General features: G+C 68.5%; 21 protein-coding genes and 1 tRNA gene. 13 read left to right on the top strand and 9 right to left on the bottom strand.

The features are described 5' to 3' along the window. Positions 1-69: 69 nt before the first annotated feature. Positions 70-873 (bottom strand): alpha/beta hydrolase, encoded by an 804-nt coding sequence (locus BN159_RS21925; RefSeq protein ID WP_015659192.1) that lies wholly within the window; start codon positions 871-873, stop codon positions 70-72. Between the two features lie 485 nt (positions 874-1,358). Here BN159_RS21925 and BN159_RS21930 point away from each other — a divergent pair, with 485 nt between their 5' ends. After that, entirely contained in the window at positions 1,359-2,009 is a 651-nt protein-coding gene (locus BN159_RS21930; protein ID WP_015659193.1) for a hydrolase, read from the top strand. A 229-nt stretch (positions 2,010-2,238) separates the two neighbouring features. On the opposite strand, the gene BN159_RS21935 is transcribed toward BN159_RS21930, so the two are convergent. Beyond that, the gene (locus BN159_RS21935) at positions 2,239-5,028 is read right to left on the bottom strand and encodes a helix-turn-helix transcriptional regulator (protein WP_015659194.1); all 2,790 of its coding nucleotides are present in this window, start codon (positions 5,026-5,028) and stop codon (positions 2,239-2,241) included. Between the two features lie 392 nt (positions 5,029-5,420). Here BN159_RS21935 and BN159_RS21940 point away from each other — a divergent pair, with 392 nt between their 5' ends. Continuing rightward, positions 5,421-6,335, top strand: a complete 915-nt coding sequence (locus BN159_RS21940) for a helix-turn-helix domain-containing protein (protein ID WP_015659195.1) — start codon at positions 5,421-5,423, stop codon at positions 6,333-6,335. Continuing rightward, entirely contained in the window at positions 6,332-7,297 is a 966-nt protein-coding gene (locus tag BN159_RS21945) for an alpha/beta hydrolase (protein ID WP_015659196.1), read from the top strand. The genes BN159_RS21940 and BN159_RS21945 overlap by 4 nt, the downstream gene beginning before the upstream one ends. A 71-nt stretch (positions 7,298-7,368) precedes the next feature. Here BN159_RS21945 and BN159_RS45820 read toward each other — a convergent pair whose 3' ends face one another. Beyond that, complete coding sequence (locus tag BN159_RS45820; RefSeq protein WP_157901113.1) at positions 7,369-7,530, bottom strand: hypothetical protein; 162 nt, start codon at positions 7,528-7,530, stop codon at positions 7,369-7,371. 953 nt (positions 7,531-8,483) lie between these two features. Between BN159_RS45820 and BN159_RS21950 the strand changes: the two genes are divergently transcribed. Next, positions 8,484-8,945 carry a hypothetical protein gene (locus BN159_RS21950; RefSeq protein WP_157901114.1) on the top strand — a complete coding sequence of 154 codons (462 nt, stop codon included), beginning with the start codon at positions 8,484-8,486 and terminating at the stop codon, positions 8,943-8,945. Between the two features lie 257 nt (positions 8,946-9,202). On the opposite strand, the gene BN159_RS21955 is transcribed toward BN159_RS21950, so the two are convergent. Further along, positions 9,203-9,499 carry a helix-turn-helix domain-containing protein gene (locus BN159_RS21955; RefSeq protein WP_231905637.1) on the bottom strand — a complete coding sequence of 99 codons (297 nt, stop codon included), beginning with the start codon at positions 9,497-9,499 and terminating at the stop codon, positions 9,203-9,205. Positions 9,500-9,610: 111 nt separating this feature from the next. Here BN159_RS21955 and BN159_RS21960 point away from each other — a divergent pair, with 111 nt between their 5' ends. Both BN159_RS21960 and BN159_RS21965 read left to right on the top strand, forming a co-directional pair. Beyond that, positions 9,611-10,534, top strand: a complete 924-nt coding sequence (locus BN159_RS21960; protein WP_015659199.1) for a hypothetical protein — start codon at positions 9,611-9,613, stop codon at positions 10,532-10,534. A gap of 47 nt (positions 10,535-10,581) precedes the next feature. Further along, positions 10,582-12,327 (top strand): hypothetical protein, encoded by a 1,746-nt coding sequence (locus tag BN159_RS21965; protein ID WP_041819643.1) that lies wholly within the window; start codon positions 10,582-10,584, stop codon positions 12,325-12,327. Positions 12,328-12,519: 192 nt separating this feature from the next. Here the strand turns inward: BN159_RS21965 and BN159_RS21970 are convergent. Then, positions 12,520-12,603 (bottom strand) — tRNA-Leu (locus BN159_RS21970). A gap of 385 nt (positions 12,604-12,988) precedes the next feature. Here BN159_RS21970 and BN159_RS21975 point away from each other — a divergent pair. The 7 genes from BN159_RS21975 to BN159_RS22005 all read left to right on the top strand — a co-directional run bounded on the left by BN159_RS21975 (position 12,989) and on the right by BN159_RS22005 (position 22,305). Beyond that, positions 12,989-13,852 carry an FhaA domain-containing protein gene (locus BN159_RS21975; protein WP_015659201.1) on the top strand — a complete coding sequence of 288 codons (864 nt, stop codon included), beginning with the start codon at positions 12,989-12,991 and terminating at the stop codon, positions 13,850-13,852. A gap of 10 nt (positions 13,853-13,862) precedes the next feature. Then, positions 13,863-14,378, top strand: coding sequence for an FHA domain-containing protein FhaB/FipA (locus BN159_RS21980; protein WP_015659202.1), 516 nt, complete (start codon positions 13,863-13,865; stop codon positions 14,376-14,378). Positions 14,379-14,476: 98 nt separating this feature from the next. After that, positions 14,477-16,054: a Stp1/IreP family PP2C-type Ser/Thr phosphatase gene (locus BN159_RS21985; RefSeq protein ID WP_041821663.1), complete on the top strand. Its 1,578-nt coding sequence runs from the start codon at positions 14,477-14,479 to the stop codon at positions 16,052-16,054. A gap of 27 nt (positions 16,055-16,081) precedes the next feature. Next, a complete protein-coding gene (locus BN159_RS21990; protein WP_015659204.1) occupies positions 16,082-17,524 on the top strand; it encodes an FtsW/RodA/SpoVE family cell cycle protein in 1,443 nt (480 codons plus the stop codon). Then, positions 17,521-18,996, top strand: coding sequence for a peptidoglycan D,D-transpeptidase FtsI family protein (locus BN159_RS21995; protein ID WP_015659205.1), 1,476 nt, complete (start codon positions 17,521-17,523; stop codon positions 18,994-18,996). The genes BN159_RS21990 and BN159_RS21995 overlap by 4 nt, the downstream gene beginning before the upstream one ends. A 171-nt stretch (positions 18,997-19,167) precedes the next feature. Next, positions 19,168-21,168, top strand: coding sequence for a Stk1 family PASTA domain-containing Ser/Thr kinase (gene pknB, locus BN159_RS22000; protein ID WP_015659206.1), 2,001 nt, complete (start codon positions 19,168-19,170; stop codon positions 21,166-21,168). A 171-nt stretch (positions 21,169-21,339) separates the two neighbouring features. Continuing rightward, positions 21,340-22,305: a restriction endonuclease gene (locus BN159_RS22005; RefSeq protein WP_015659207.1), complete on the top strand. Its 966-nt coding sequence runs from the start codon at positions 21,340-21,342 to the stop codon at positions 22,303-22,305. A gap of 134 nt (positions 22,306-22,439) precedes the next feature. On the opposite strand, the gene BN159_RS22010 is transcribed toward BN159_RS22005, so the two are convergent. From BN159_RS22010 to BN159_RS46240, 4 genes are read right to left on the bottom strand one after another with little or no spacing between them, the layout of a single operon-like run. Then, positions 22,440-23,186, bottom strand: a complete 747-nt coding sequence (locus BN159_RS22010) for a class E sortase (RefSeq protein ID WP_015659208.1) — start codon at positions 23,184-23,186, stop codon at positions 22,440-22,442. Between the two features lie 13 nt (positions 23,187-23,199). Beyond that, complete coding sequence (locus tag BN159_RS22015; RefSeq protein WP_015659209.1) at positions 23,200-24,243, bottom strand: class E sortase; 1,044 nt, start codon at positions 24,241-24,243, stop codon at positions 23,200-23,202. Further along, complete coding sequence (locus tag BN159_RS22020) at positions 24,240-24,878, bottom strand: aminodeoxychorismate/anthranilate synthase component II (protein ID WP_015659210.1); 639 nt, start codon at positions 24,876-24,878, stop codon at positions 24,240-24,242. The genes BN159_RS22015 and BN159_RS22020 overlap by 4 nt, the downstream gene beginning before the upstream one ends. Then, a complete protein-coding gene (locus BN159_RS46240) occupies positions 24,875-25,036 on the bottom strand; it encodes a hypothetical protein (RefSeq protein WP_015659211.1) in 162 nt (53 codons plus the stop codon). Before BN159_RS46240 ends, BN159_RS22020 begins: the two co-directional genes overlap by 4 nt. Between the last annotated feature and the right edge of the window lie 15 nt (positions 25,037-25,051).

The raw sequence follows: 25,051 nt of genomic DNA on the forward strand, positions 1-25,051 counted from the left end.
GCACCGGTCGGCGCCCGCTTGGGTCGCCGCCGGGCTGCATCGCTGTGATGGGGGTGGGCCGCGCCAGACTCAGGCGGGATGGTTCTTGTCCAGCCAGCCCACGGCCGCATCGGCGACCTCACGCCAGCCGTGGTCGAGGGTGAGGGAGTGGCCGCGGTCGGGGAACTCGCGAACCTCGGTCACGGCAGAGGTGTGGCGGTACTGCTTCGCCGCCGAACGCACCACCGCCGGCGGCACGATGTGGTCCTTGCCGCCCGACATCAGCAGCAGCGGGCCCCGCGCACTGTTGCGCGTGGCGACCCGTGCCGGGGAGGACGGGCTGAAGTTGGCGAACGCCGCCTCGAACAGCGGCCGGGCCGGACCGGGTATCGCCCACCGCGCGTACAGGTCGTCCGACTCGTCGGCAGGCAGGGCGTTGCCGAACGCGTAACCGAACTGCTTGGCGTTGAGTGAGATCGCCTTGGAGCGGTTGCCCGGGTTGCCCAGCGCCACGAACGTCGACCGCAGCGTCGACACCGGCACCGGCTTGACGCCCCGGATCGGAGCGGGGTCGATGGCGACCGCCGCCGCTGCCAGCTCACGTCCCAGTAGGTTCTGGGCGATCAGACCGCCGAAGGAGTGGCCGATCACCAGCGGCTTCACCGGCAGGTCCGCGATGATCCGCGCGTAGTGGTCGGCGATGTCCGCGATCCCGTAACCGGCGGTGGCCGCCGGATGCGCCCGCGTATCCTCCGGTGTCTCCCCCACGCCGGGCCAACCCGGGGCGATCGGGTCGTAGCCCGCCTCCTCCAAGAGTTCGATCCAGCTCTGCCAACTCGCCGGATGGATCCACAGACCGTGGATCAGCACCACGGGAACAGCACCTGGGGCCATGTCCAGACCCTCCTCATCTGCGCAGAAGCGGGGAAGCTCCCCAGGAAGGGGAGCCATCGCCTGGCGCGGCGGCAGCAGGCGGTATGACCTAGAAGGCCGCGCCGGGCAGGTCCCCACAGACTGCGGCGGGCGTCGACCGGCGCGCGTCTGTCACGTGACTGGTCCTGCCGTACGGACATACCCCCATCCGCCGAACCAGGCGGCCACGTACCGTCCCTGGAGCCAGCGGCGGCACGTACTCGCCGCAGGTCACGCGATGGATTGCCCACCGTGCGCGGCCGCTTGGCAGACTCCGGCCCACTGCGCGAACACAGTGCCGTGCCGCCACGGTTGGGCTCTTCGGCGTGGCAACAGCGGCGCTTTCAGCGAGCCGGCCAGTCATCAAGGACCAGTCACCCGTCAGACGCCTCCGGCCGACTCGGAAGGCAAGAGTGGACGTCGCGTCGGCCCCATATCCAGGGGCCATCCGAGACACGGAGAGCGACATGGCCACTGCCACCCCCTACACCGGCTTACACGCCCTGGTCACCCCGCAGGACAGCGTGCTGCTCATGATCGACCACCAGGGCTCGCAGTTCGCCGGACTGCACAGCCACGAGCCCGGCGCCGTCGTCAACGCCGCCGCGGGCCTGACGAAGGCCGCCAAGCTCTTCGGCGTCCCGACCATCCTCAGCACGGTCGTCCCCGATCGCGGCGGCCGCCTGATACCTCAGATCCAGGACGTCTTCCCGGACCAGGAACCCATCGAGCGCACGACCGTCAACAGCTGGGAGGACCAGCGCGTCGTCGACGCCGTGGCCGCCACCGGCCGCAAGAACCTACTGATCGCGGGCCTGTGGACGGAGATCTGCGTCGCGTTCCCGGCCGTCCACGCCCTCGCCGACGGCTACAAGGTGTTCGTCGTCACCGACGCCTGCGGCGGCGTCAGCCCCGAAGCCCACGAGCGCGCCGTCCAGCGCATGGTCCAGGCCGGCGTCGTCCCCCTGACCTGGATGGCCGTCGCCGGAGAGTGGCAGCGCGACTGGGCACGGGAGGCCACCGTCCCCGGCTTCGCCGACATCCTCTTCGCCCACGGCGGCGGAGTCGGCACCAGCCTCGCCTGGGAGTTCCAGCTCCTCGGCCTCGACAAGCCGTAGCTCACCAGCAACACACCCACGGGCGTTCCCTCCCGCCCGATGGCATCCGCGCCATCGTCCCGATGTTGAAGGACTTCTCCTGGCAGCCACGGCGCAGCCGAGGAGGGTCACCTCGTCATGGCCCCCAGCCGCGTGCTGGGTTGGGGACCCGAGCCACCAGCGGCCGCCCCACGGTGCTGAGCGGTCCTGGTCGGTGCGGCCGTCTCCGGAGGCGCCGGAGATTAGGTGGTCAGCGACCAGGCCCGTCGCCACCGATGAGGTCGCGCAGCTGGTGGCGGGAGGTGATGCCGAGTTTGGGGAACACCCGGTACAAGTGGTGGCCGACCGTGCGTGGCGAGAGGAAGAGGCGTTCGCCGATCTCGCGGTTGGTCATGCCCTCGGCGGCGAGGCGGACGATCTGTTGCTGCTGCGCGGACAGGTCGTTGAGTGCGTCCGAAGCCGGGGCGTGGAGGGTGACGCCGGACGCACGCAGCTCGGCGGCAGCGCGTGCCGCCCAGGGGGCTGCTCCCAGGCGTTGGAAGGTTTCCAGGGCGTGGTTGAGGGGTGCGCGGGCGTCGTTGATGCGGCCGTTGCGGCGCAGCCACTGGCCGTGCGCGAGGGTGGTTTGCGCGTGCTCGAAGGGCCAGGGTGCGAGTTGGTCGTCGGTCAGGGCGGCGCAGAAGAGATCATCTGCGCGGCCGGAGTCGTCGAGGAGGGCCTGGGCGTGCAGGAGGCGGCCATTGAGCCGCGCGGAACGCTCGGCGGGAAGGCTCTCAAGGAGGTGGGTGAGCAGGGGGCGGGCTCCTTCGGTGTGTCCGCTGCGGACGGCCGCTTCAGCGAGGTCGGCGATGGCGTACGGGGAGGCGTGGAAGTGCAAGGGGGTGGCGTCCGGGTGGAACATGCGGCGCAGCGCCGCGAACGCCGCCTCGTGGTCGTCGGTCGCGGCATGGGCGAGGCCGGTGGCCCAGTGGGTGCGGGCCCGGATCTGGCGCACCGGCTCGGCGTCGACGAGGTCGAAGACCTGTCCGGTGAGATGGTGGGCTCGGTCGGTGTCGCCCTGTAGTGCGCACAGGTTGGCTTCCAGGGTCATCACGTAGACCTCGGCACGGCCGAAAGGCCGGGTGGCCGCCGCGGCGTTGGCTTCGTCGATGACGGCGCGGGTGTGAGTCCACCAACCGTGTTCGAGGCAGGCCCAGCCGTAGGTGAGGGCCATCTGCCGGTTACGGAACTCGGGCCGGTCGTGGGCCAGCGGGTCGCAGGCGCGGCCGAAGTGGATTGCGGCTGACGTCTCGTCGAGGAGCCAGGCCATCCCGGACAGCCAGATCTGTTCTCGGGGACTGTGCGGAGGGCTGTCAGGCGGGCGAGGCGCGAGAGCTTCTCGAACCGCAGCCAGTGCCTCGGGGCGGCGAGTGAGCGGGTTGACCGCAGTGGACACCCACAAGCGTGGTAACCCGTCGGCAAAGAGCATACGGTTCAGCGCCTCGTCGACCTGCTGACGGTGCGCATCGACGCCGGCGTGGTTGGCGACGGCCGCACCGACAGCGAGTGCTTGCAGGGCCGCCTCGGGGTCGGCCCTGGCGAGAGATCGGGCGGTGGCCATCAAGTGGGTGAAGGCTTCGCTCTGGCGCAGGCCGGCCGACAGTACCCAGCCGCGCAGCATCTCGGCTTGCCGTCGCAGTCCGTCGTCGGCGGTGATGTGGGCAGCACGGGCTGCGAGTTCGCCAGCGCGTTCGACGTGGTCGTCGACAGCGAGGACGCCCGCGGCTTTCATCAGCCGCTGCGCCTGCTGAAGCGGAGTGCCGCTGAGGGACGCCGCCTGCTCGAGTGCGGTTGCCGCCGATTCGGTGGCACCCCGGCTGATTGCACGCTCGGCCGTCTTGTCCAGGGCGGCTGCCGCGTCGTCGTCGGGACCGAAGGCGGCCGCCGCGAGGTGCCAGGCCCGGCGGTCGAAGTCGTGGCTGAGGGCTTCGGCCAAGTGCAGGTGCGCCTGTCGGCGCTCGGGCTGACTCGCCGCCTGATAGACGGCCGAGCGGATCAACGGGTGGCGGAAGGTGATGGAGCGGCCGCTGATACGGATCAAGTCGGCATGCTCGGCATGCTGCCAGGTCGCCGGGTCGGCGGCCTCGGGGACGATGCCCAGGACCATGGAGAGGTCCGGGGCGTCGGCAGCTGCCGCGAGCAGCAGGACCGTACGGGTTGCGGAAGGCAGCGCGGTGAGCTGAGCGGCGTACAGGTCTTCCAGGCGGCGGCTGATGGGCAGCGGCGCTGTGGTGAGCTGGTCGGGGTCGGTGCAGCGGGCCAGTTCCACGAGGGCCAGCGGGTTCCCGTTCGCGCACTGCACGATGCGGGTGCGATGGCGCCCGGTGGGGGCTGTGGGCTGGGCGTCCAGCAGCGCGTGGGCGGCCGTCTCGTCCAGCGGGCCCACAGCGATGGCCTGCATGGCATGGCTCAAGAGTTCGGGGGCGGCCTCGGTGCGGCAGGCGGCAAGGACGCTGATGGATTCACCTTCCAGCCGACGGGCCAGAAAGGACAGGACGTCCAAGGATCCGGAGTCGACCCAGTGGGCGTCATCGACCACGATCAGCAGCGGCTTCTCCGCGGCGAGGTCCGACAGCAAGGTCAGGGTCGCCAGGCCCAGCAGCAGCCGGTCAGGCACGTGAGGCTGGGCGTCGTCCTGGAGCCCGAACGCCGCCTGAAGCGCATGCCTTTGCCGGGGCGCCAACGACTCGGCGCGGGACAGGACAGGCCACAGCAGCTGGTGCAGGCCGGCGAAGGCGAGGTCGGCTTCCCCTCGGGTACCGCGCACCCGCAGAATCCGCCTACCGGCCTGCGCGGCCTGCGTGGCCGTCGCATCCAACAGCGCGGTCTTGCCGACACCCGCCTCAGCCACCAGCAGGACCGCCTGCCCAGCGTCGTCCTCCTGCGGCACAACACACTGCCTGAGCAGAGCCAGCTCGCTGTCCCGGCCGATCAATTGCGCCGCTGTGCCCGTCGCAGCAGCGCCCGGCACCAACGCCTGGACCGAGTCCGCCCCCGTCACCGTGTCCGCCCCCTTAGCTGTCAGCCTTGACCGACCACTCGTGATCCGAGGTCGCGGCGGAGTCCTCGGCCGGCCACAGCGCCCCAGGCCGGCGGCCTACGCATCGCATCGAGATCGTGGGCGGCGCTGACATCGGCGGCAGCGCGCGCAGCACCCCCGAAGGAGAGATCCGGCAGACCTTGGCGGGTGCCTTCTCACGGTAAGCAATGCAAGCGGCCAGTCGCCTGTCCGCAGCCGGACCCGTGCACGCACAGGCCATCGCGCGCCGAACGGTCTGATGTCATGGACCCTGGAGGAATCCGGCCTGAAGGCCGGGGCGCACGAGGCGGCGTCTCGCCGGTACGGCATGACGTACGACGCGTGGGGCGTGAGCGGCCGGACGGGGAGGGCGCATGGGCGAACTGGCGGACGAGATGCCGCTCCTGGATCTGCGCGTCGGCCGGAACGAAGACTGCCCGGTGCGTCGGCGCAATGCTCGCTACGAGCGATTCGGTCACATCCTCGTGGTGACCGAACCCGACGGTCCGCCCTTCCTGGCCCGCCGCACCTGGCGCCATGTGGCCGAAGATCCGGCCGATTCCTTGCAGTTGGCCTTCCTCGACGCCGGTCGCAGCAGGCTGGAGCAAAACGGCGAAGAGACCTTTCTCGAGGAAGGCGACTTCACCCTGATCGACACCTCGCGCCCTTTCACCGCCGAGTCCCCTGATCAGTTCGCCGCCCGTGTGTTCATGTTCCCCAAAGCCGCCCTGGGCCTGCCGGAGATGGACCTGTCGCAGCTGACCGGCACCCCGCTGCGCCAGAACCACGCCCTGTCGGCGTTCCTCGTCCCGTTCCTGACCCGCCTGTCCCGGCAAGGCTCCCGGCTGCACCCACACACCCGCGACAAACTCGTCGGTGAGGTCACGGACATCCTGACGACACTGGTCGGCGAGGCCCTGTCGCAGATGCCCGAGAACGACGCCGCCCGCCATACGTTCGTGCTGCGGGTGAAGGCGTTCATCGAGGCCAACCTGAACCGGCCCGATCTCTCACCTGAGGTCATCGCCGCCGCCCACCACGTGTCCGTCCGCTATCTCCACAAGGTGTTCGCCGGTGAGGACCTCTCTGTGTCCAAGTTCATCCTCCGGGCCCGCCTGGAACGCTGCCGCCGGGAACTGGCCCGCCACACCTCCCGCGAGGTCAGTGTCCGCGACATGGCCCACACCTGGGGGTTCGTCAGCGCCTCGCACTTCGGGCGGGTCTTCCGCCAGGCTTACGGCATGACCCCCCGCGACTGGCAGCTGGCAGCACAAGCGAGACGCCGATGAACGCCAACCCGCTCGGCATCCCGCTGGAACCCGAGGCCCAGGCCTTCTGCGAGGCAGGAGAAGTCATCCCCTACCTCTACACCGTGCCGCCCTCGGAAAAGCGCCGCATGCTCGACGAGTTGCAGGCCCGCCCCACCCCGCGGCCCGACGTGGAAGAAGAATGGGTCCTGGTCGGCGACGTCCCGGTACGCATGGTGCGGCCGCCCGGCGCCGACGGCCCGCTGCCCACGCTGCTGTTCGTCCACGGTGGCGGCTGGGTGATGGGCAACGCCTCCACCCATGACCGCCTGGTGCGGGAACTCGCGGTCGGCGCCCACATCGCTGTCGCGTTCCCCGAGTACACGCTCTCTCCCGAGGCCCGCTTTCCCACCGCCCTGGAGGAGTGCTGGGCCGTTGCCGAGTGGCTCGCCGGCCGGGCGACCGCGGAGGCACCTCTGGCCGTCGGCGGGGACCAGATGGGCGCCACGATCGCCTGCGGCCTCGCGCTGCTCGCCATCCGCCGCGGCGGCGTGGATTTCGCTCACCAACTGCTGTTCTACCCCGCCACGGACACCGCCTTCGACACCGACTCCTACCAGCAGTTCGCTGTCGGCTACGCCCTGCGCGCCCAGGGCTACCGGGACTTCTGGGACCAGTACTGCCCCGACCCGGACACCCGCCGCGACCCCGTCGCCGCGCCGCTGCGCACCAGCCCGGACGAACTGGCCCTCCTGCCACCGGCCACCGTCATCACCGCCGAGGCCGACTGCCTGCGCGACGAGGGCGAGGCCTACGCGGGCGCGCTGCGAACAGCCGGTGTGCCAGTGCTGTCGGTGCGCTACCACGGCGTCACCAACGGCTTCGTCATGCTCGACGCAATGCGCACCACCCACGCCGCTGACGCCGCCATCAACCAGGCCGCTGCGGTCTTGCGCACCAACCTGCACCCCGGCGCCACCGCCAAGCGCGCACCAACACTGTGAGACGTTTCCGCGCTCGGATTGCACCTCGTGCGTCGCGTGATCACTGTCTGCCTTGAACGCGCCGAGCCGGATCAGCAGTCCTGCTGGACGTTGGCCCGTCTGCCGTTACGGGCGTGGCTGCCGACCCGAGTGTCCATCTGAACCCGGAATCCGATGCGCTTACGGCGCGGAACCCGACGCTCGTACCAGACGACGGCGACAGCGGTCACCAGACCGAATACCACCGTGCCCACCGCCACCACGTTCTCGGCGTTCTACCACTCCACGAGTCCGCCCCCGCACCCTCGTTCACGACACGGGCGGCCGCGCGGTACGAGGCGGGAACTCGTATGCCGGGCGCTTTCGCCGGACCGTCGGCCACAGGTGGGCAGATGCTCGCCGGGCGTTCGCGGGAGAAGCACTCCGCAGCTGTCGCACCAGAACGACGCGGACAGGTTGCAGCGCTTGTGCGACGCAGCACAGGTCAAAAAGTAGTGGCGCTGCCTGTTCTCCGGTCCGGCTGTCTCCGCTGAGGACCTGTCATTGCCAGTGCCCTGTGCACAGCCTGCCGTCGAACAGGCCGCCTCGCATACCCGGGCCAAGGCTGTCGGCTCGCGCGGCACGCCCGTGTCGGCACCTGCCAGACAGGAGAGAGGGCCATACGCGAGCGCACCCAGGCCAGTCATGCCCTATGCCTGGGATGCCACCCCTACGGCGCGTGAAGCCCAAGACACACGTCTTGCCACGCAGCAGACGCACGAACCGTCGTATCAAAGCGCAGGCCAGCACGCCTTACCTGTCTGCCTTACCCAACAGGAACGGCCTGATCGCCGTCAGCCATATCCGAGAAAACAGGAGATTCCCGATGACTGACCGATCTCCACCCCCTCAGGACACATCTCGATACCTAAAAGGAAGTGGGTACCCAGGTACCCACTTACCCAAGAGAAGCGACTCCGCCCGCCGATCGACATAGGACCGAAAGTGAAGCAAGGTAGCCCGCCGACCTAAACAGCACAGGGAGGAAGCAGGGAATACCAACGGGCGAAACGTTCCAGCATGCCAGCAAATACCACAGGGGAGAATTGCAACCTTTTCGAGCACTCTCGAACTCAAAGGGCAAAGGTAATTGATCATGTCGCCAGTTCGAGTGAAATACCCCTTGCGGAGAAGGTTGCGGATGGCCTGTCATAGATACGGTTCACAAATGATTGAGGACCTTCCATGGGAAGAGTTTGCCAGTGACCCAGATGCGCACATCGCGAAGCTTGAAGTCGAAGAAGTGGGCCTACAGAAGGACCTTTACAAAGTGCGACAGGAGTTGCGCCTGATGCGCCAGCTCAAGAAGCACAAGGACACCGCGGAGGAGTGGCGGCGGAACGGTATCCCGGACCAGCGGCAGCAGTCGCTGGATGACGACGATGAAGAGGAAAGCGAGATGACAGCACCCAACGGGCAGGGCCTGACCCGGAAGGACCGTATCCGCGAGCTCATGCGTCAGGACCCGCAACGTCTCTGGAAGGCGGGCTCCATGGCGGATTCCCTGGGCGTACCCACCAAGACGAAGAGCGTTCGCGTCAGCATGGACGAGCTGGTACGCGCCGGTGAGCTCGTGAAGCACCCGGGTTCGAATTATCAGTGGGCCGCCGGCGCCCGACAGAGCATCTAGAGCAAACTCGAACACCTGCCCAGACCAGTAAAAGAGGGCCGCCACCTGGAATTTCTTCCGTGGTGGCGGCCAACAGCGACGAACCTCCCGAGGACCTTCCACAGTGCCGGATCAGTTCGTGCCACGCTGTATTTTACGGACGGCCTCGCGCCGCCGGTAGCGCGATGCGAAATATGGTCCTGCCCTTCGCCCGAAGGGATGACCGCTTCATGTTCAGTCTCGAACAGCCCTTCTTTCGCCCCCCGCAGCCGCTCCCGTCACACTTCTCGCCCCGGCCACAGGTCCACTTCCAGGGCCTTTTCCAGACTGGCGATGGTGAGCAGATCAGGCCAGGCCTCACCGGCCAGAGCCTTGGCGATCGTGTAGCGGGCGACTCCGCTGCGCCGGGACAGCTCGGCCACCGACCATCCCTTCGTGCCGATCGCCGCACGGAGTCGGACAGCGAGCGCTTGGGCGACGCGCGCCCCGTGATGCTCCTCCATGACGGCCTCAGGCCACGCACCGCGGGTGCAGTAAGCACGCGGCGGCAGGCGGCGGGCATCTCCTTGAGGCATGAGGTGAAGTCTGACCCATCCGGTCCTCCCGGGTCGCGCGGGACTGCTGCCACGGATACATGTTATTCGAATAGCACCCCTCCGGCTGGGGTGCTGGTGTGGCGGCATGTGATGAGTCAGCGCATTGATTCCTACAGCCCGGACGGCTCCCCCGCGGGGTGGGGCCGCGTCGGCGACGAAGTGCGCCGCGTCGTCCGCCTGGCCGACCCGCTCCTGCCCTACAAGGCGCGTGAACTGCTCTCCGCGCTCTCCCAGTTGGCGCTGTTCTGCAACGGCGAGGGACTGCCCGGCAAAGCCGAGGTGTGGCTCGCCCGCGAGGTGATCGAGCGGTTCATCGCGGTCGGCTGCCCCACCGTGCGGGAGAGCACCCGCGGCAACTACCGGTGCAGGCTCCTGCGGCTCAGCGAGGTCGTCCTGGGCGGTGAATGCCGGACCGGGAGGCCCGCCAAGCTGTCGGCTTCTGTGCCCAACGCGCCTTACAGCCGGACCGAGCTTGCGGACCTGTGGGGCTGGGTCAGCGGACAGCCCACCGAGGAACTGCGCTGGGGCTGCAAGACGCTGATGGCGCTCGGGCTCGGTGCCGGACTCGACTCACCCGAGGTCATCCCGGTACGCGTCCATGACATCCGCAGATCCTCAGGAGGGGCAGGCCCCGTCGTCGTGGTCACCCGCGGGCCCCGGAAACGGGAAATCCTCTGCCGCCGTCCCTGGGAAGGGGTCCTGGCCTCCGCCGCCGACCGTCTCGACACCACGGGGGCCGCCCAGTACCTGTTCCGCCCCAACTCCTACAGCCGCGGCACCAACACCGTCACGAACTTCCTGGCCCGCACCCGGCCCAGCCCGAACGTCCCCCGCCTGGTCATGGGCCGCCTCAGGTCCACGTGGCTGGCCGAACTCTTCGAAGAACGGCTTCCCATCACCGTCATCGTGGCGGCGGCCGGCGTCGACACCCTCCACGGCCTCTCCCGCATCCTGCCGTTCCTGTCCGCCGTCCCCGCCGAAGAAGCCGCCCGCCTGCTGCGAGGCAGCCAATGACCGCGCCACACGGCCTGACCAGCGACCGCCACGATCGCCTCCTGGCAATGCGCGCCAGGCGCCGGTTCATCGACGACGCCGACGTCGAGACAGCCATCGAGGACGTCGACAACAGCCAACTCGTCCCCTTGCTGGAGGAGTTCGTCCACCTCCCGCGCGGCCGACACCGCACCCTGCACCTCAGAAGCCTCCTGGTCGGCCTCCACCTCTGCACCCAGGACACCGGCGGCAAGATCGTCCTGGAACGGGTCACGGACATCCTGTACTTCCGCATCGACCCGCAATTGCGCACCCGTCTCGACATACCCGAGTACGAAGACCACGACCAGGGATTCGAGGCGGCCTACGCCGTGGTCAGGCGAATCTTCCACGCCATGAAGGACGCGATCAACCCCTCCCCGCTGCCACCCAACGGGCACCTCTCACGCGAGGAGGCGACCGCGCTGACGACGGCAGCCGACGCCGACGAGCTCGCGGAGCGGGAACGGCGGCTGGCTCTGTTCACCGAGTTCGTGCTGGACGCCTCCGTACGCCCCCTCCACGATCTGCTGGCAGAACTGGCCGAGGTCTCCCTGGGCATCGACGCCACCCCTGTCCGCACGTTCTCCCGCGGCCGCCGCGCGAACGGACCCGAGCTCGCCACCGACCCGGACGCCGGCTGGTACGTACGCGAAGGCGACCACCGCGACCCCGATGCGCCGGTCTCCGACTCAATGCGCCCGCCTGCGCCACCCGCCAAGAAGGGGCAGGCCAAGACGTCTCTGGTCAAGAAGACCTCGCTCAAAAAGAAGTACCTCTTCGGCTACGACGCCCACCTCATCGTGGCCCGTGACACCGAGCACGACGCCGTGCTCCTCGACGACGGCACCCCGAACCCCGACGTCCTCCCGGCCCTCGTCCTCGGCATCGCTCTCGACAAGCCCGGCCAGCGCCCTGCGTACAACGGCCTGAAGGTCCTCAGCCGACTCCAGGAACGGGGATACAAACCCGGCTACCTCGCGGGTGACCGCGCCTACAACAACTCCGAGCCCGACGAGTGGCAGCTTCCCGTCCGGGCCATGGGCTACAAGCCCGTCTACGACTACCGGGCGGACCAGCTCGGCAAGCAGGACGGCACACAAGGCGCGATCCTCGTCGAGGGCCGCTGGTACTGCCCGTCCATGCCGGATCCCCTCATCAACGCCACCAGCGACCTGTACGCCGAGCGCATCGACCGGGAGACGTGGGTCCGACGGATCGCCGCCCGCCGTGGATACCGGCTCATGCCGAAACAGAACACCGACGCCGAGGGCTACCAACGGATGATGTGCCCCGCCGAAGCAGGCAAGGCCCAGTGCCTCATCAAGCCCCACACCCTGGGCCGCGGCATCCGCCTCCCCCTCATCGACCCCGAGCCCAGCCCCGTCGGCCCGGTCAAGGTCTGCCGCCAGAACGCCATCACCATCAGCCCGGAAGCCGGCGCCAAGCAGTGGCAGGCCCTGGAATACGGCGGCCCGGAATGGCAGAAGATCTACTTCCGGCTCCGCAACAGCGTCGAGGGCTACAACGGCTACGCGAAGAACCCGCTGGCCGAGGGAATCGAAGCCGCAGGCTCCCGCCGCATCCGCGGCATCGCGGCCCAGACGATCCTCCTGGCCTTCCAGCTCGCCCACGCCAACCGTCGCAAGATCAAGAAGTGGCTTGAGACGCTCGCGCTGGGCGGCGAGCGCCCCCGCCGCCGCACCCACCACAGGCGGAAGATCAAAGAGCGAGGGACCTGGACACCCACCGGCCACCTGATGCCGACCGCCTGACCCGGCCAGCGCGCCCCAGCACCACCTGGAGAACAACAAGCATCGCAAAGAGCAGGGCCCCGGCGTGAGATACCTCACCGCCGGGGCCCTGCCGCGTCATCGTCCGGGCCGGAGCCCACCATCGCAACGAGGAACGGGCCCTCACCATGACTTTCGTCACTGGTGAAGACCCGTTCCGTCGGTTCTTCGCTGTGCGCGAGGGGGGAGTTGAACCCCCACGCCCTTGCGGGCACTGGAACCTGAATCCAGCGCGTCTGCCTATTCCGCCACCCGCGCATTGGGTGTGTCATCGGGCCCCGTTCCTTGCGGTGTGGCGCCTTCCGACATCCAGAACATTAGCACGCTGGGACGGGTGGATTCACATCCCTAATCGCTGGGCAGCGGTGCGACGGCGCCCCCTGTCTCAGGCCGTACCTGTTCACGTATCAACCTCGTACCGGTCCCACCCGTCTGCCCAGGAGCCGGTCCAGGTCCACAGTCAGGTGCGGGACACTGGTCTGCGGCCGCCTCTACGATCCATGGCAGGAGTACGAAGGACTGCGTCCGAGAAGAGTTCGGACTGGGCCGACAGGGGGAACCAGCCGATTTACCGGCGCGTGGATACGATCAGTAAGCAGTACGAGGTTAGAGACAGCGGCAGCAGCTACGGAGGAGGTGCCCCATGGGAGTCCTGAAGAAGTTCGAGCAGCGTCTCGAAGGTCTGGTCAACGGCACCTTCGCCAAGGTGTTCAAGTCCGAGGTCCAGCCCGTGGAGATCGCGGGCGCGCTCCAGCGCGAGTGCGACAACAACGCGACCATCTGGAACCGCGACCGCACGGTCGTCCCCAATGACTTCATCGTGGAGCTCAGCGCCCCCGACTTCGAGCGGCTGAGCCCCTACTCCGGCCAGCTCGGCGACGAGCTCGCCGGAATGGTCCGCGACTACGCCAAGCAGCAGCGCTACAGCTTCATGGGCCCCATCAAGGTCCACCTGGAGAAGGCCGAGGACCTCGACACCGGCCTGTACCGCGTGCGCAGCCGCACCCTGGCCGGCTCCACCGACCAACAGCTCGGCGGCGGCCCCCAGGGCCCCCCGGCGGCCGGACGGCCCGGTGGCTACGGCTACCCGCCCGCCGCCCCGCCCGCGCCCGCGGGAGCCCCGCCCATGCCGAGCGCACCGCCCCCCGGCGGCGCCCGCCCCGGCGGCTACGGCTACCCGCAGCCCGCGGGCGGCCAGCGCCCCACGGCGCCCGCGGCCGGCGGCCGCACCCGCTACTGGATCGAGATCAACGGCACCCGCCATCAGATCTCCCGCGCGACGCTCGTGCTGGGTCGCAGCACCGAGGCCGACGTGCGGATCGACGACCCCGGCGTCTCGCGCCGGCACTGTGAGATCCGGACCGGAACGCCCTCGACGATCCAGGATCTCGGGTCCACCAACGGCATCGTGGTGGACGGGCAGCACACCACCCGCGCTACGCTCCGCGACGGCTCGCGGATCGTCGTGGGCAGCACCACCGTTATCTATAGGCAAGCCGAAGGGTGAAGCGGGGGCAATGTCAGAGCTGACCCTCACGGTCATGCGGCTGGGTTTCCTGGCCGTCCTGTGGCTGTTCGTGATCGTGGCCGTGCAGGTCATCCGCAGCGACCTGTTCGGTACGCGCGTCACCCAGCGCGGAGCGCGCCGGGAAGCGAACCGGCCGCAGCAGGCGGCCCGGCAGAGCGCGCCCCCACAGCAGCGCCAGCAGGCCGCTGGGGGTGGCCGCCAGCGCCGTAACGCCCCCACCAAGCTCGTGGTGTCCGAGGGGATCCTCACCGGCACCACGGTCGCGCTCCAGGGCCAGACCATCACGCTGGGCCGGGCGCACGACAGCACGATCGTGCTGGACGACGACTACGCCTCCAGCCGGCATGCCAGGATCTACCCGGACCGCGACGGCCAGTGGATCGTCGAGGACCTGAATTCCACCAACGGCACGTACCTCGACCGAACGCGGCTGACGACCCCCACACCGATTCCGCTGGGCGCGCCGATCCGTATCGGCAAGACCGTCATCGAGCTGCGGAAGTAGTGCTACATCATGAATGAGCGCGAGCGGAGCGAGCACGCAGCGGCGGCCCTCACCACGGGCCCCGGCGCGCTCCCGACCGGAGGGTGGGCACCGTGCGGATGTACCCGGAGCCGACGGGCGAGGTGCGCATGAGTCTGTCACTGCGCTTCGCCGCCGGATCGCACAAAGGCATGATCCGGGAGGGCAACGAGGACTCCGGATACGCCGGACCCCGACTGCTCGCCATCGCCGACGGCATGGGCGGCGCGGCGGCCGGCGAGGTCGCCTCCTCGGAGGCGATCTCCACGATCGTCGCCCTCGACGACGACATCCCGGGCTCGGACATCCTCACCTCGCTCGGCACTGCCGTGCAGCGCGCCAACGACCAGTTGCGCTCGATGGTCGAGGACGACCCCCAGCTCGAGGGCATGGGCACCACGCTCACCGCCCTGCTGTGGACCGGCCAGCGCCTCGGCCTGGTGCACGTCGGCGACTCGCGCGCCTATCTGCTGCGCGACGGCGTGCTGACCCAGATCACCCAGGACCACACCTGGGTGCAGCGCCTGGTCGACGAGGGCCGGATCACCGAGGAAGAGGCGACCACGCACCCGCAGCGCTCGCTGCTGATGCGCGCGCTGGGCAGCGGCGACCACGTCGAGCCCGACCTGTCGATCCGTGAAGTCCGCGCCGGCGACCGGTACCTGATCTGCTCCGACGGCCTGTCCGGCGTGGTGTCCCACCAGACCCTGGAGGACACCCTCGCCAGCTACCAGGGCCCGCAGGACACCGTCCAGGACCTCATCCAGCTCGCCCTGCGCGGCGGCGGCCCCGACAACATCACCGTGATCGTCGCGGACGTCCTCGACCTGGACACCGGCGACACCCTCGCCGGGCAGATCTCCGACCAGCCCGTCATCGTCGGCGCCGTCGCCGAGAACCAGCTCCAGCTGCACGACAACGGCATCATGCAGACCCCGGCCGGACGCGCCTCCGGGCTCGGCCGCCAGGTGCCCGGACAGGGCGGCGGGGGCGGCGAGTTCGGCCCGCCCGGCTCCGGCGACGTCACCGGCTACATCGACACCTCCGGCTTCGGCCCCTACTCCGACGACGACCTCGTCAAGCCCCGCAAGCGCAAGTGGCTGAAGAGATCCCTCTACTCCGCGCTCGCGCTGGCCGTCATCGGCGGCGGCCTGTACGGCGGCTGGAAGTGGACGCAGACCCAGTACTACGTCGGCGCCAACGGCGAGCACGTCGCCCTGTACCGGGGGATCAGTCAGGACCTGGCCTGGGTCTCGCTGTCGGAGGTGGAGAAGGACCACCCCGAGATCGAACTCAAGTACCTCCCGCCGTACCAGCAGGAGCTGGTCGAGGCGACGATCGCCGAGGGCGGGCTGAAGTCCGCGCAGGCGAAGATCGACGAACTGGCCCTCCAGGCGTCCGCGTGCAAGAAGCAGTCCGAGCGGCAGGCCGCCGAGAGCGAGCAGAACTCCAAGACCGGCGAGGGCGAGGCCGGAGGCACCACGGGAACCACCCGTACCTCCCTCACGTCCAAGGCGTCACCGACACCGAATCCGTCGGAGAAGCCTTCGGACAACCAGTCGACCTCCCCGTCCCCGTCCACGACCGCCACTCCCACTCCCGGCCCGACCCTCTCGGAGGAAGAGCAGAAGGTCGTCTCGAAGTGCGGTACGCAGTAGGCAAGCCGTGAGAGGCCCCGTCACACGATGAGCAGTACTTCCAACCCCTCGACGCACCACACGTCCACGATCGGCTCCATCGGAGCGCCGAGCCGACGCAACACCGAGCTCGCGCTGCTGGTGTTCGCCGTCGTCATCCCGGTCTTCGCCTACGCCAACGTGGGCCTCGCGATCAACGACGAGGTGCCGACCGGTCTGCTCGGCTACGGCCTGGGGCTCGGCCTGCTCGCGGGCGTGGGCCACCTCGCCGTACGGAAGTTCGCCCCGTACGCGGACCCGCTGCTGCTGCCGATCGCCACGCTGCTGAACGGCCTCGGTCTCGTCGCCATCTGGCGGCTCGACCAGTCCAAGCGGCTCAGCAACTACGCCGAGGCCGCACCGCGTCAGCTGCTGTACTCGGCGATGGGTGTGGCCCTGCTGGCGGCCGTTCTGATCTTCCTCAAGGACCACCGCGTCCTTCAGCGCTACACCTACATCTCCATGGCGGGCGCGCTGTTCCTGCTGCTCCTGCCGCTCGTGCCCGGGCTCGGCGCCAACGTCTACGGCGCCAAGATCTGGATCAAGATCCCCGGCCTCGGCACCCTCCAGCCCGGCGAGTTCGCGAAGATCGCCCTCGCGGTGTTCTTCGCCGGCTACCTCATGGTCAAGAGAGACGCCCTGGCCCTGGCCAGCCGCCGCTTCATGGGCCTATACCTGCCGCGCGGCCGTGACCTCGGGCCGATCCTCGTGGTCTGGGTGATGTCGATCCTCATCCTGATCTTCGAGACCGACCTCGGAACGTCCCTGCTGTTCTTCGGAATGTTCGTCATCATGCTGTACGTCGCCACCGAGCGGACCAGCTGGATCGTCTTCGGTCTGCTGATGTCCGCGGTCGGCGCCGTCGGTGTGGCGAGCTTCGAACCGCACATCCAGACCCGTGTGCAGGCCTGGCTCGACCCGATGCGCGAGTTCACCCTCAGCCGCGAGGGCGTCCAGGACGGCATCGTCCACTCCGAGCAGGCCATGCAGGCCCTGTGGGCCTTCGGCTCCGGCGGCACCCTCGGCACCGGCTGGGGCCAGGGCGACTCCGACCTCATCGGCTTCGCCGCCAACTCCGACTTCATCCTCGCCACCTTCGGCGAAGAGCTGGGCCTGGCCGGCGTCATGGCGATCCTGCTGCTCTACGGCCTGATCATCGAGCGCGGCATCCGCACCTCGCTGGCGGCCCGCGACCCGTTCGGCAAACTGCTGGCCGTCGGCCTGTCCGGCGCATTCGCCCTCCAGGTCTTCGTCGTCGCCGGCGGTGTCATGGGCCTCATCCCGCTGACCGGCATGACGCTGCCGTTCGTGGCCTACGGCGGTTCGTCCGTCATCGCCAACTGGGCCCTGATCGGCATCCTGTTGCGCATCAGCGACACCGCGCGCCGCCCGGCGCCCGCTCCCGCCCCGAACCCCGACGCCGAGATGACCCAGGTGGTCCGCCCGTCATGAACAAGCCCCTGCGCCGGATCGCCATCTTCTGCGGACTCCTGATCCTCGCCCTGCTCGTCCGCAACAACTACCTCCAGTACGTCAAGGCCGACGACCTGGCCGACGACGACGAGAACCGCCGCGTCAACATCGAGCGCTACTCCACCCCGCGCGGCAACATCATCGTCGACGGCAAGGCCATCACCGGGTCCGTGGAGTCCAAGAGCGGCGACTACCGGTTCAAGCGCACCTGGTCCAACGGGCCCATGTGGGCGCCGGTCACCGGCTACTCCTCGCAGGCCTTCGGCGCCAACCAGCTGGAGAAGCTGGAGGACGGCATCCTCACCGGCAACGACGACCGGCTGTTCTTCCGCAACACCCTCGACATGTTCACAGGCAAGGAGAAGGCCGGCGGCAGCGTCGTCACCACCCTCAACGCCGCCGCGCAGAAGGCCGCGTACGAGGGGCTGGGCGACAAGAAGGGCGCCGTCGCCGCGATCGACCCGGCCACCGGCAAGATCCTGGCGCTGGTCTCCACTCCCTCGTACGACCCCTCGAAGTTCGCCGGGAACTCCGACAAGGACGCCAAGGCATGGAGCGCCGTCCAGAAGGAGAACAACCCCGACGACCCGATGCTGAACCGGGCGCTGCGCGAGGTCTACCCGCCCGGCTCCACCTTCAAGGTGGTCACCGCGGCCGCGGCCCTGGAGAACGGCGAGGTCTCCGGGATCGACGACGCCACCAAGACGCCGGACCCGTACCAGCTGCCGCAGACCACCGGTGACCCGCTGACCAACCAGCACGGCGACTGCGAGAACGCCACCCTGAAGTACGCGCTCATGGTGTCCTGCAACACCGTCTTCGCGAAGATGGCCGACAACGTCGGCAACGAGAAGATGATCGAGCAGGCCGAGAAGTTCGGCTTCAACAACGCCGAACTGGACACCCCGGTGCGCGCCGCGGAGAGCATCTACCCCGAGGACAACCCGCCGCAGAACGCCATGGACGGCATCGGCCAGGCCTCCAACCGGGCCACCCCGCTCCAGATGGCCATGGTCGCCGCGGCCATCGCCAACGACGGCAAGCTGATGAAGCCGTACATGGTGGACCAGCTCACCACCCCGGACCTCGACGCCCTCGCGACCACCGACCCCGAGGAGCTGTCCGAGGCGGTCTCCGCCGACACCGCGCAAAAGCTCCAGCAGATGATGGAAGCGGTGGTCAACGACCCGCAGGGCACCGGCTCCAGCGCAAAGATCGACGGCGCCACGGTCGGCGGCAAGACCGGTACCGCCCAGCACGGCCTCAACAACAGCGAGAAGCCGTACGCCTGGTTCATCTCCTACGCCAAGGTCGCCGACGGCAGCTCGCCGGTGGCCGTCGCGGTGGTCGTCGAGGACGGCGCCGCCAACCGTGACGACATCTCCGGTGGCGGCCTCGCCGGTCCGATCGCAAGGGACGTGATGAAGGCAGTCATCGACAGCAAGAAGTGAACCCGCTCACGCCGCCTTCACATCGGTGCACGTTGTGATACCGGTCCTGTATCGGCTGACGGGCTTGGCCAGGTCACACAAAGCGAGCCGGGTACGGTAGGCCCGGACGGCAGCCTCCGAACCGTACGAACGTGCGGGTCGGGACCGACGGAGAGGGCTGGTAGGTAGCTTATGGAAGAGCCGCGTCGCCTCGGCGGCCGGTACGAGCTGGGCCAGGTGCTCGGTCGTGGTGGCATGGCGGAGGTCTACCTCGCGCATGACACGCGCCTCGGCCGCACCGTGGCGGTGAAGACGCTGCGCGCGGACCTCGCGCGCGACCCGTCCTTCCAGGCCCGCTTCCGCCGGGAGGCCCAGTCGGCCGCCTCGCTCAACCACCCCGCGATCGTGGCGGTCTACGACACGGGCGAGGACTACATCGACAACGTGTCGATCCCGTACATCGTCATGGAGTACGTCGACGGCTCCACCCTGCGTGAGCTTCTGCACAGCGGCCGCAAGCTGCTGCCGGAGCGCGCGATGGAGATGACCATCGGGATCCTCCAGGCCCTGGAGTACTCGCACCGCAACGGCATCGTGCACCGTGACATCAAGCCGGCCAACGTCATGCTGACGCGCAACGGCCAGGTCAAGGTCATGGACTTCGGTATCGCCCGCGCCATGGGCGACTCCGGGATGACGATGACGCAGACCTCCGCGGTCATCGGCACCGCGCAGTACCTCTCGCCGGAGCAGGCCAAGGGCGAGCAGGTGGACGCACGGTCCGACCTGTACTCGACCGGCTGTCTGCTCTACGAGCTCCTGACGGTACGGCCGCCCTTCGTGGGCGACTCCCCGGTGGCGGTGGCCTACCAGCACGTACGCGAGGAAGCCCAGCCGCCGTCGGTGTTCGACCCCGAGATCACCCCTGAAATGGACGCCATCGTCCTGAAGGCCCTGGTCAAGGACCCGAACTACCGCTACCAGTCCGCTGACGAGATGCGGGTCGACATCGAGGCCTGCCTCGACGGCCAGCCGGTCGCGGCGACCGCGGCCCTCGGCTCCGTGGGCTACGGCGGCTACCCCGACGACCAGCCGACGACGGCACTGCGCTCCTCGGACGCCGGCGCGACGTCGATGCTGCCCCCGATGAACCCGGACGACGGCGGCTTCGGCTACGACGACCGCCCGGACCGCCGCCGCCAGAAGAAGTCGAACACCTCGACGATCCTGCTGGTGGTAGCGGCCGTGCTGGTACTCGTCGGCGCGATCCTGATCGGTAAGTGGATCTTCGGCGGGAACGGCGTGGGGAACACCTCCACGAAGGCACCCGCCCTGATCGGGCTGACGCTGCCGGAAGCCGAGAAGCTGGCCAAGAACGCCGAGGTCAAGCTGGAGTCGACCGAGAAGCCCTGCGAGGACCAGACCAAGGGCAAGATCTGCTCCCAGACGCCGACTCAGGGCACGACGGTCGACAAGAACTCCACGATCGAGATCGTGGTGTCGACCGGAGCGCCGAAGGTCGCGGTGCCGAGTGTCCTCGGCGACGACTTCGAGGACGCCAAGGCGACTCTGGAGGGCGACAAGTACGCCTTCGTCGTCAAGAAGAAGGAAGAGGTGTCGTCGGAGCCGGAAGGCACCGTCACGGCACAGGACCCCGAACTCGGCGAAGAGGTCGAGAAGGGCTCCACCATCACCCTCACCGTCGCGAAGGCGGAGGAGAAGGCGACCGTCCCCGACGTCATCGGCCAGACCTGCGACGCGGCCAAGACCCAGATGACGGCCAGCGACCTGGTCGGCGAGTGCACCGAGGTCGACACCCAGGACCCGAACCAGGTGGGCAAGGTCATCGCGACGACCCCGGGCGCGGGCCAGACCGCCGACCCCGGCTCCACGGTGAACATCCAGATCGGCAAGCAGGCGGTGAACGAGCAGGTCCAGGTCCCGCAGATCGTGGGCCAGAAGCTCAAGGACGCCAAGAAGATGCTGGAGCAGGCGGGCCTGGCCCCCGGCAACATCCAGGGCTCCCAGAACGACGACGCCACCGTCTTCAGCTCCAACCCGACGCCCGGCACCACGGTCAACAAGGGCCAGACCGTGGACATCATCGCCGTGGAGGACGGCGGCGGAAACGGCGGCAACGACGGCGGAATCTTCGGCGGCGTGAACGGCGTGACCTTCCGCACGGAGGACTGACCCACCAGCCCCACACGAAGGCCCCGGCTCCCATCCAGGGAACCGGGGCCTTCGCACGTCTGCACGGACTTCCATCGTGTCTTCATATGTGACCAGTCGTTGATCGGGTGGGGTGGGGACTCACAGCTCTGCCCTGGCCACACGGCCACGACACGACAGAACGGGCAGAACATGATCAACGAACAGGCCCTCCTGGAATCACCGGCCCTGCGCGGCAGCGTGCTCGACCGCACGGACGTACTCGACAAGGTGAAGGCGCTGTCACTGCTACCGGACGGGATGCATGTCACCACAGCGATGGCGGCGGCGTACTTCGGGGTCACCGTCGAGGTCATCCGCCAGCTGTCGAAGCGCCGTCGCGAAGAGCTGGAAGCCAACGGCATGGTTGTCCTGCGAGGCGCTGACCTGCGGCAATTCGAGAGTGACAACATGTCACTCTCACTCGGCAGTTATCCACAGGCCCGCCGCAGCCTCACCATTTACTCCCGCCGAGCCGTCCTCAACATCGCCATGCTTCTCCGCGACAGCGAAGTCGCACGTCAGGTACGCGTGTACCTCCTGGACATGGAGTACCTGGCGCGCACACAGCCTGTGGAAAACGAAGCCCCCGCTGACGTCGTCTCCCTCGACGCCCGCATCGACCAACGCATCACCCACATCCTCGGCAAGACCGTCGTCCCCATGTTCAACGCCCTCATCGCAACGTCGGGCGAACACCGTCGCGAACTCATCGAACTCCGCCAGGACATCGAGAACGTCGAACGCAAGCTGTGCTGGCATCACCAGCGGATCAACGGCCTGGAGGGAGGGGCACCGACAAACCAGGTACGGGCCACCATCGCGGCCATGACCTGGCAGGCGTTCGAACGCCACGTCGCCGAGCTGCTGCGCCGGGACGGCTGCACGGACGTCGTCGTACGGCAGGCCCGCACCGACCGGGGCATCGACATCACCGGGCGTACGGCCGACGGACGCAGCGTGGCCGTCCAGTGCAAGAACCGGGCTGCCCGCTGGTCCGTCCCCAGCGCCGACATGCAGAAGTTCGCCGGCGCCGCCCGAGCCATCGACCGCGTCGATGTCGCGCTGTTCGTCGCCACCAGCCACTCAGCCACGAAGCACAGGCGATCGCCGACCTGAGCGGCGTCATCACCGTGAACCGGGACGAACTCGAGGCATGGAGCGCCGGGGTGCAGCTCAACGCCCTGCGATAAGCACCACGTGCGAAGGCCCGAAGCCGCAAGAGCAAGTTGCGGCTTCGGGCCTTCGCCATGCTAACGGCTGAGCTCCTTCGGCGGGGTCCGCTGCTCGTCCACCTTCTCCACGCGCTCCAGTTCGCCCCACACCACGTACCGGTACCGCGAGGTGTACACCGGAGTGCACGTCGTCAGCGTGATGTAGTGGCCCGCCTTGGACTTGCCCGACTCCTTCGGGACCGCGCCCAGGACCTTGACGTTGTACTTCGAGGTTTCCGGGAGGGTGGCGTAGATCTTGTAGATGTACCAGTTGTCCTTGGTCTCGAAGACGATCGGGTCGCCTTCCTCCAGCTTGTCGATGTTGTGGAACTTCGCGCCGTGGCCGTCGCGATGGGCGGCGAGGGAGAAGTTGCCCTTCTTGCCGGAAGTGGGCAGCGCGGACTTGACCGGGTCGGTGTAGTAGCCGGCGACACCGTCGTTGAGGATCTTCGACGCCGTGCCCTTCTCGACCAGGATCTCGCCCTTGCTCATGTCCGGGACGTGCAGGAAGCCGACGCCGTTCTTGGAGTCGTAGGCCGCCGGGCCACCACCCTCGGCCTCCTGGGCCCAACTGTCACGGACCTTGTCGCCCTGCTCGTCCGCCTTGCGGTCCGCTATGACGTTCGTCCACCACAGGGAATAGACGACGAACAGACCCAGCACCAGGCCCGCCGTGATGAGGAGTTCACCGAAGACGCTGATCGCCGCCGCGATACGGCCGGTGCCCCGGCGCCGCGGGGAGGCGGGGGTGCCCGTCAGCTCTTGCTGCTCGGCGGTCGCTGCCACTGTTCATCTGCCCTTACTGCACGAGCGCATCCGGCTTGCCCTTGCTGCGCGGCCGTTCCTCGACCATCTTGCCCCACACGATCATCCGGTACTTGCTGGTGAACTCCGGCGTGCACGTGGTGAGCGTGATGTACCGCCCCGGCCCCGTGAACCCCGACTCCGGCGGCACCGGTTCCAGCACACTCACATTGCTCGGCGCCGTCACCGGCAGGATCGACGCCATCTTGTAGACGAAGTAGTCGTCCTGCGTCTCCACCACGATCGGATCGCCCGGCTCCAGCCTGTTGATGTACCGGAACGGTTCTCCGTGCGTGTTCCGGTGCCCCGCAAGCCCGAAGTTCCCCGTCTTCGCGTCCGGCATCGCCGTCTTCAGCTCGCCCTCGCCGTAATGCCCGACCATCCCCCGGTCCAGCACCTTCTTGTTGCTGATCCCCTCGGCGATGGGCACCACCACGTCCAGCTTCGGAATGTGCAGGATCGCGAAGCCCTGCCCCGGCTCGAAGGTCCCCGGGTTGCGCTTGCCGCTCTCCCAGTCCTCCTGGAGGTTGTTGCGCTCCTTGTCGGCCTGCGCATGCGCCCGCACGTTCGTCCACCACAACTGGTAGCTCACGAACAACAGCATCAGCACACCGGTCGTGATGAACACCTCGCCGATCGCGCGGCTGGCCACCACCCCCGCACTGGGCTTCCGCGCCCGCGCCTGCCGCCGCGCCTCGACCCGCGAAAGCGGCCGACTCCCCGACTCAGGCACGGACGTCGCCTGCGCTCCGCCCCCATGACGCCCATGACGCCGCTTGGCGGCCTTTCTCCGGGCCGCACGGCCCCCACCCGGGGTTCCGGCAGCGGAAGCGGCGGACGAGCCTCCAGAAGAGGCCCCAGAAGCGGACACGGACTCGCCGCCCGGTATCCGCAGCGCCACCGTCTCCTCATCGGCCGGCTGCGCCCACGCCTCACCCGCCCCCGCGCTCTCGTACCACTCCCCGAGCGCACCGGAACCCTCGTACGGCTGCTCCCCGTACGAGGCACCGGACTCGCGCTCGGGGCGCAGCTGGGTCACGCCGTGGCCCTGCCCACCACCGGGGCGAGCCCCGCGGAGCGCGCCACCGCGTCCTGGTAGCCGCACTCCACCAGCCAGTTCGCCAGCATCCGGTGACCGTGCTCGGTGAGCACCGACTCCGGATGGAACTGCACGCCCTCGACCGGCAGTTCACGATGCCGCAGCCCCATGATGATGCCGTCATGGGTGCGGGCGGTCACCTCGAGTTCGGCAGGCACGGTGTCCGGCTCGGCCGCCAGCGAGTGATAGCGGGTCGCGGTGAACGGCGACGGCAGACCGGCGAACACACCCTTGCCCTCGTGCTCGACCAACGAGGTCTTGCCGTGCAGCAACTCCGGCGCCCGGTCCACGACACCGCCGTACGCCACCTGCATCGACTGCATGCCCAGGCAGACACCGAAGACGGGGACCCCGGTCGCGGCGCAGTGGCGGACCATCTCGACGCAGACGCCCGCCTGCTCCGGCGTCCCGGGCCCCGGCGACAGCAGGACACCGTCGAAACCGTCCTGGGCATGCGCCGTGGACACCTCGTCGTTGCGCAGGACCTCGCACTCGGCGCCCAGTTGGTACAGGTACTGGACCAGGTTGAAGACGAAGCTGTCGTAGTTGTCGACGACGAGAATGCGCGCGCTCACTGGTTGTCCACCGTCACATCGTTGAAGGGAAGCAGCGGCTCGGCCCACGGAAAGACGTACTGGAACAGGACATACACCGTGGCCACGACCAACCCGAGCGAAAGCAGCGCCCGCACCCACGCGTTTCCCGGCAGATGCCGCCAGATCCAGCCGTACATGCCGTTCCTTCCGTA

Source organism: Streptomyces davaonensis JCM 4913, from assembly GCF_000349325.1.
Lineage (GTDB): Bacteria > Actinomycetota > Actinomycetes > Streptomycetales > Streptomycetaceae > Streptomyces > Streptomyces davaonensis.

Excerpts from the sequence above, each read along its gene's own strand:
- BN159_RS21925 (WP_015659192.1), bottom strand. The coding sequence starts at position 873 with ATGGCCCCAGGTGCTGTTCCCGTGGTGCTGATCCACGGTCTGTGGATC.
- BN159_RS21930 (WP_015659193.1), top strand. The coding sequence starts at position 1,359 with ATGGCCACTGCCACCCCCTACACCGGCTTACACGCCCTGGTCACCCCG.
- BN159_RS21940 (WP_015659195.1), top strand. The coding sequence starts at position 5,421 with ATGGGCGAACTGGCGGACGAGATGCCGCTCCTGGATCTGCGCGTCGGC.
- BN159_RS21945 (WP_015659196.1), top strand. The coding sequence starts at position 6,332 with ATGAACGCCAACCCGCTCGGCATCCCGCTGGAACCCGAGGCCCAGGCC.
- BN159_RS21950 (WP_157901114.1), top strand. The coding sequence starts at position 8,484 with ATGATTGAGGACCTTCCATGGGAAGAGTTTGCCAGTGACCCAGATGCG.
- BN159_RS21955 (WP_231905637.1), bottom strand. The coding sequence starts at position 9,499 with ATGCCTCAAGGAGATGCCCGCCGCCTGCCGCCGCGTGCTTACTGCACC.
- BN159_RS21960 (WP_015659199.1), top strand. The coding sequence starts at position 9,611 with ATGAGTCAGCGCATTGATTCCTACAGCCCGGACGGCTCCCCCGCGGGG.
- BN159_RS21965 (WP_041819643.1), top strand. The coding sequence starts at position 10,582 with ATGCGCGCCAGGCGCCGGTTCATCGACGACGCCGACGTCGAGACAGCC.
- BN159_RS21975 (WP_015659201.1), top strand. The coding sequence starts at position 12,989 with ATGGGAGTCCTGAAGAAGTTCGAGCAGCGTCTCGAAGGTCTGGTCAAC.
- BN159_RS21980 (WP_015659202.1), top strand. The coding sequence starts at position 13,863 with ATGTCAGAGCTGACCCTCACGGTCATGCGGCTGGGTTTCCTGGCCGTC.
- BN159_RS21985 (WP_041821663.1), top strand. The coding sequence starts at position 14,477 with ATGTACCCGGAGCCGACGGGCGAGGTGCGCATGAGTCTGTCACTGCGC.
- BN159_RS21990 (WP_015659204.1), top strand. The coding sequence starts at position 16,082 with ATGAGCAGTACTTCCAACCCCTCGACGCACCACACGTCCACGATCGGC.
- BN159_RS21995 (WP_015659205.1), top strand. The coding sequence starts at position 17,521 with ATGAACAAGCCCCTGCGCCGGATCGCCATCTTCTGCGGACTCCTGATC.
- pknB (WP_015659206.1), top strand. The coding sequence starts at position 19,168 with ATGGAAGAGCCGCGTCGCCTCGGCGGCCGGTACGAGCTGGGCCAGGTG.
- BN159_RS22005 (WP_015659207.1), top strand. The coding sequence starts at position 21,340 with ATGATCAACGAACAGGCCCTCCTGGAATCACCGGCCCTGCGCGGCAGC.
- BN159_RS46240 (WP_015659211.1), bottom strand. The coding sequence starts at position 25,036 with ATGTACGGCTGGATCTGGCGGCATCTGCCGGGAAACGCGTGGGTGCGG.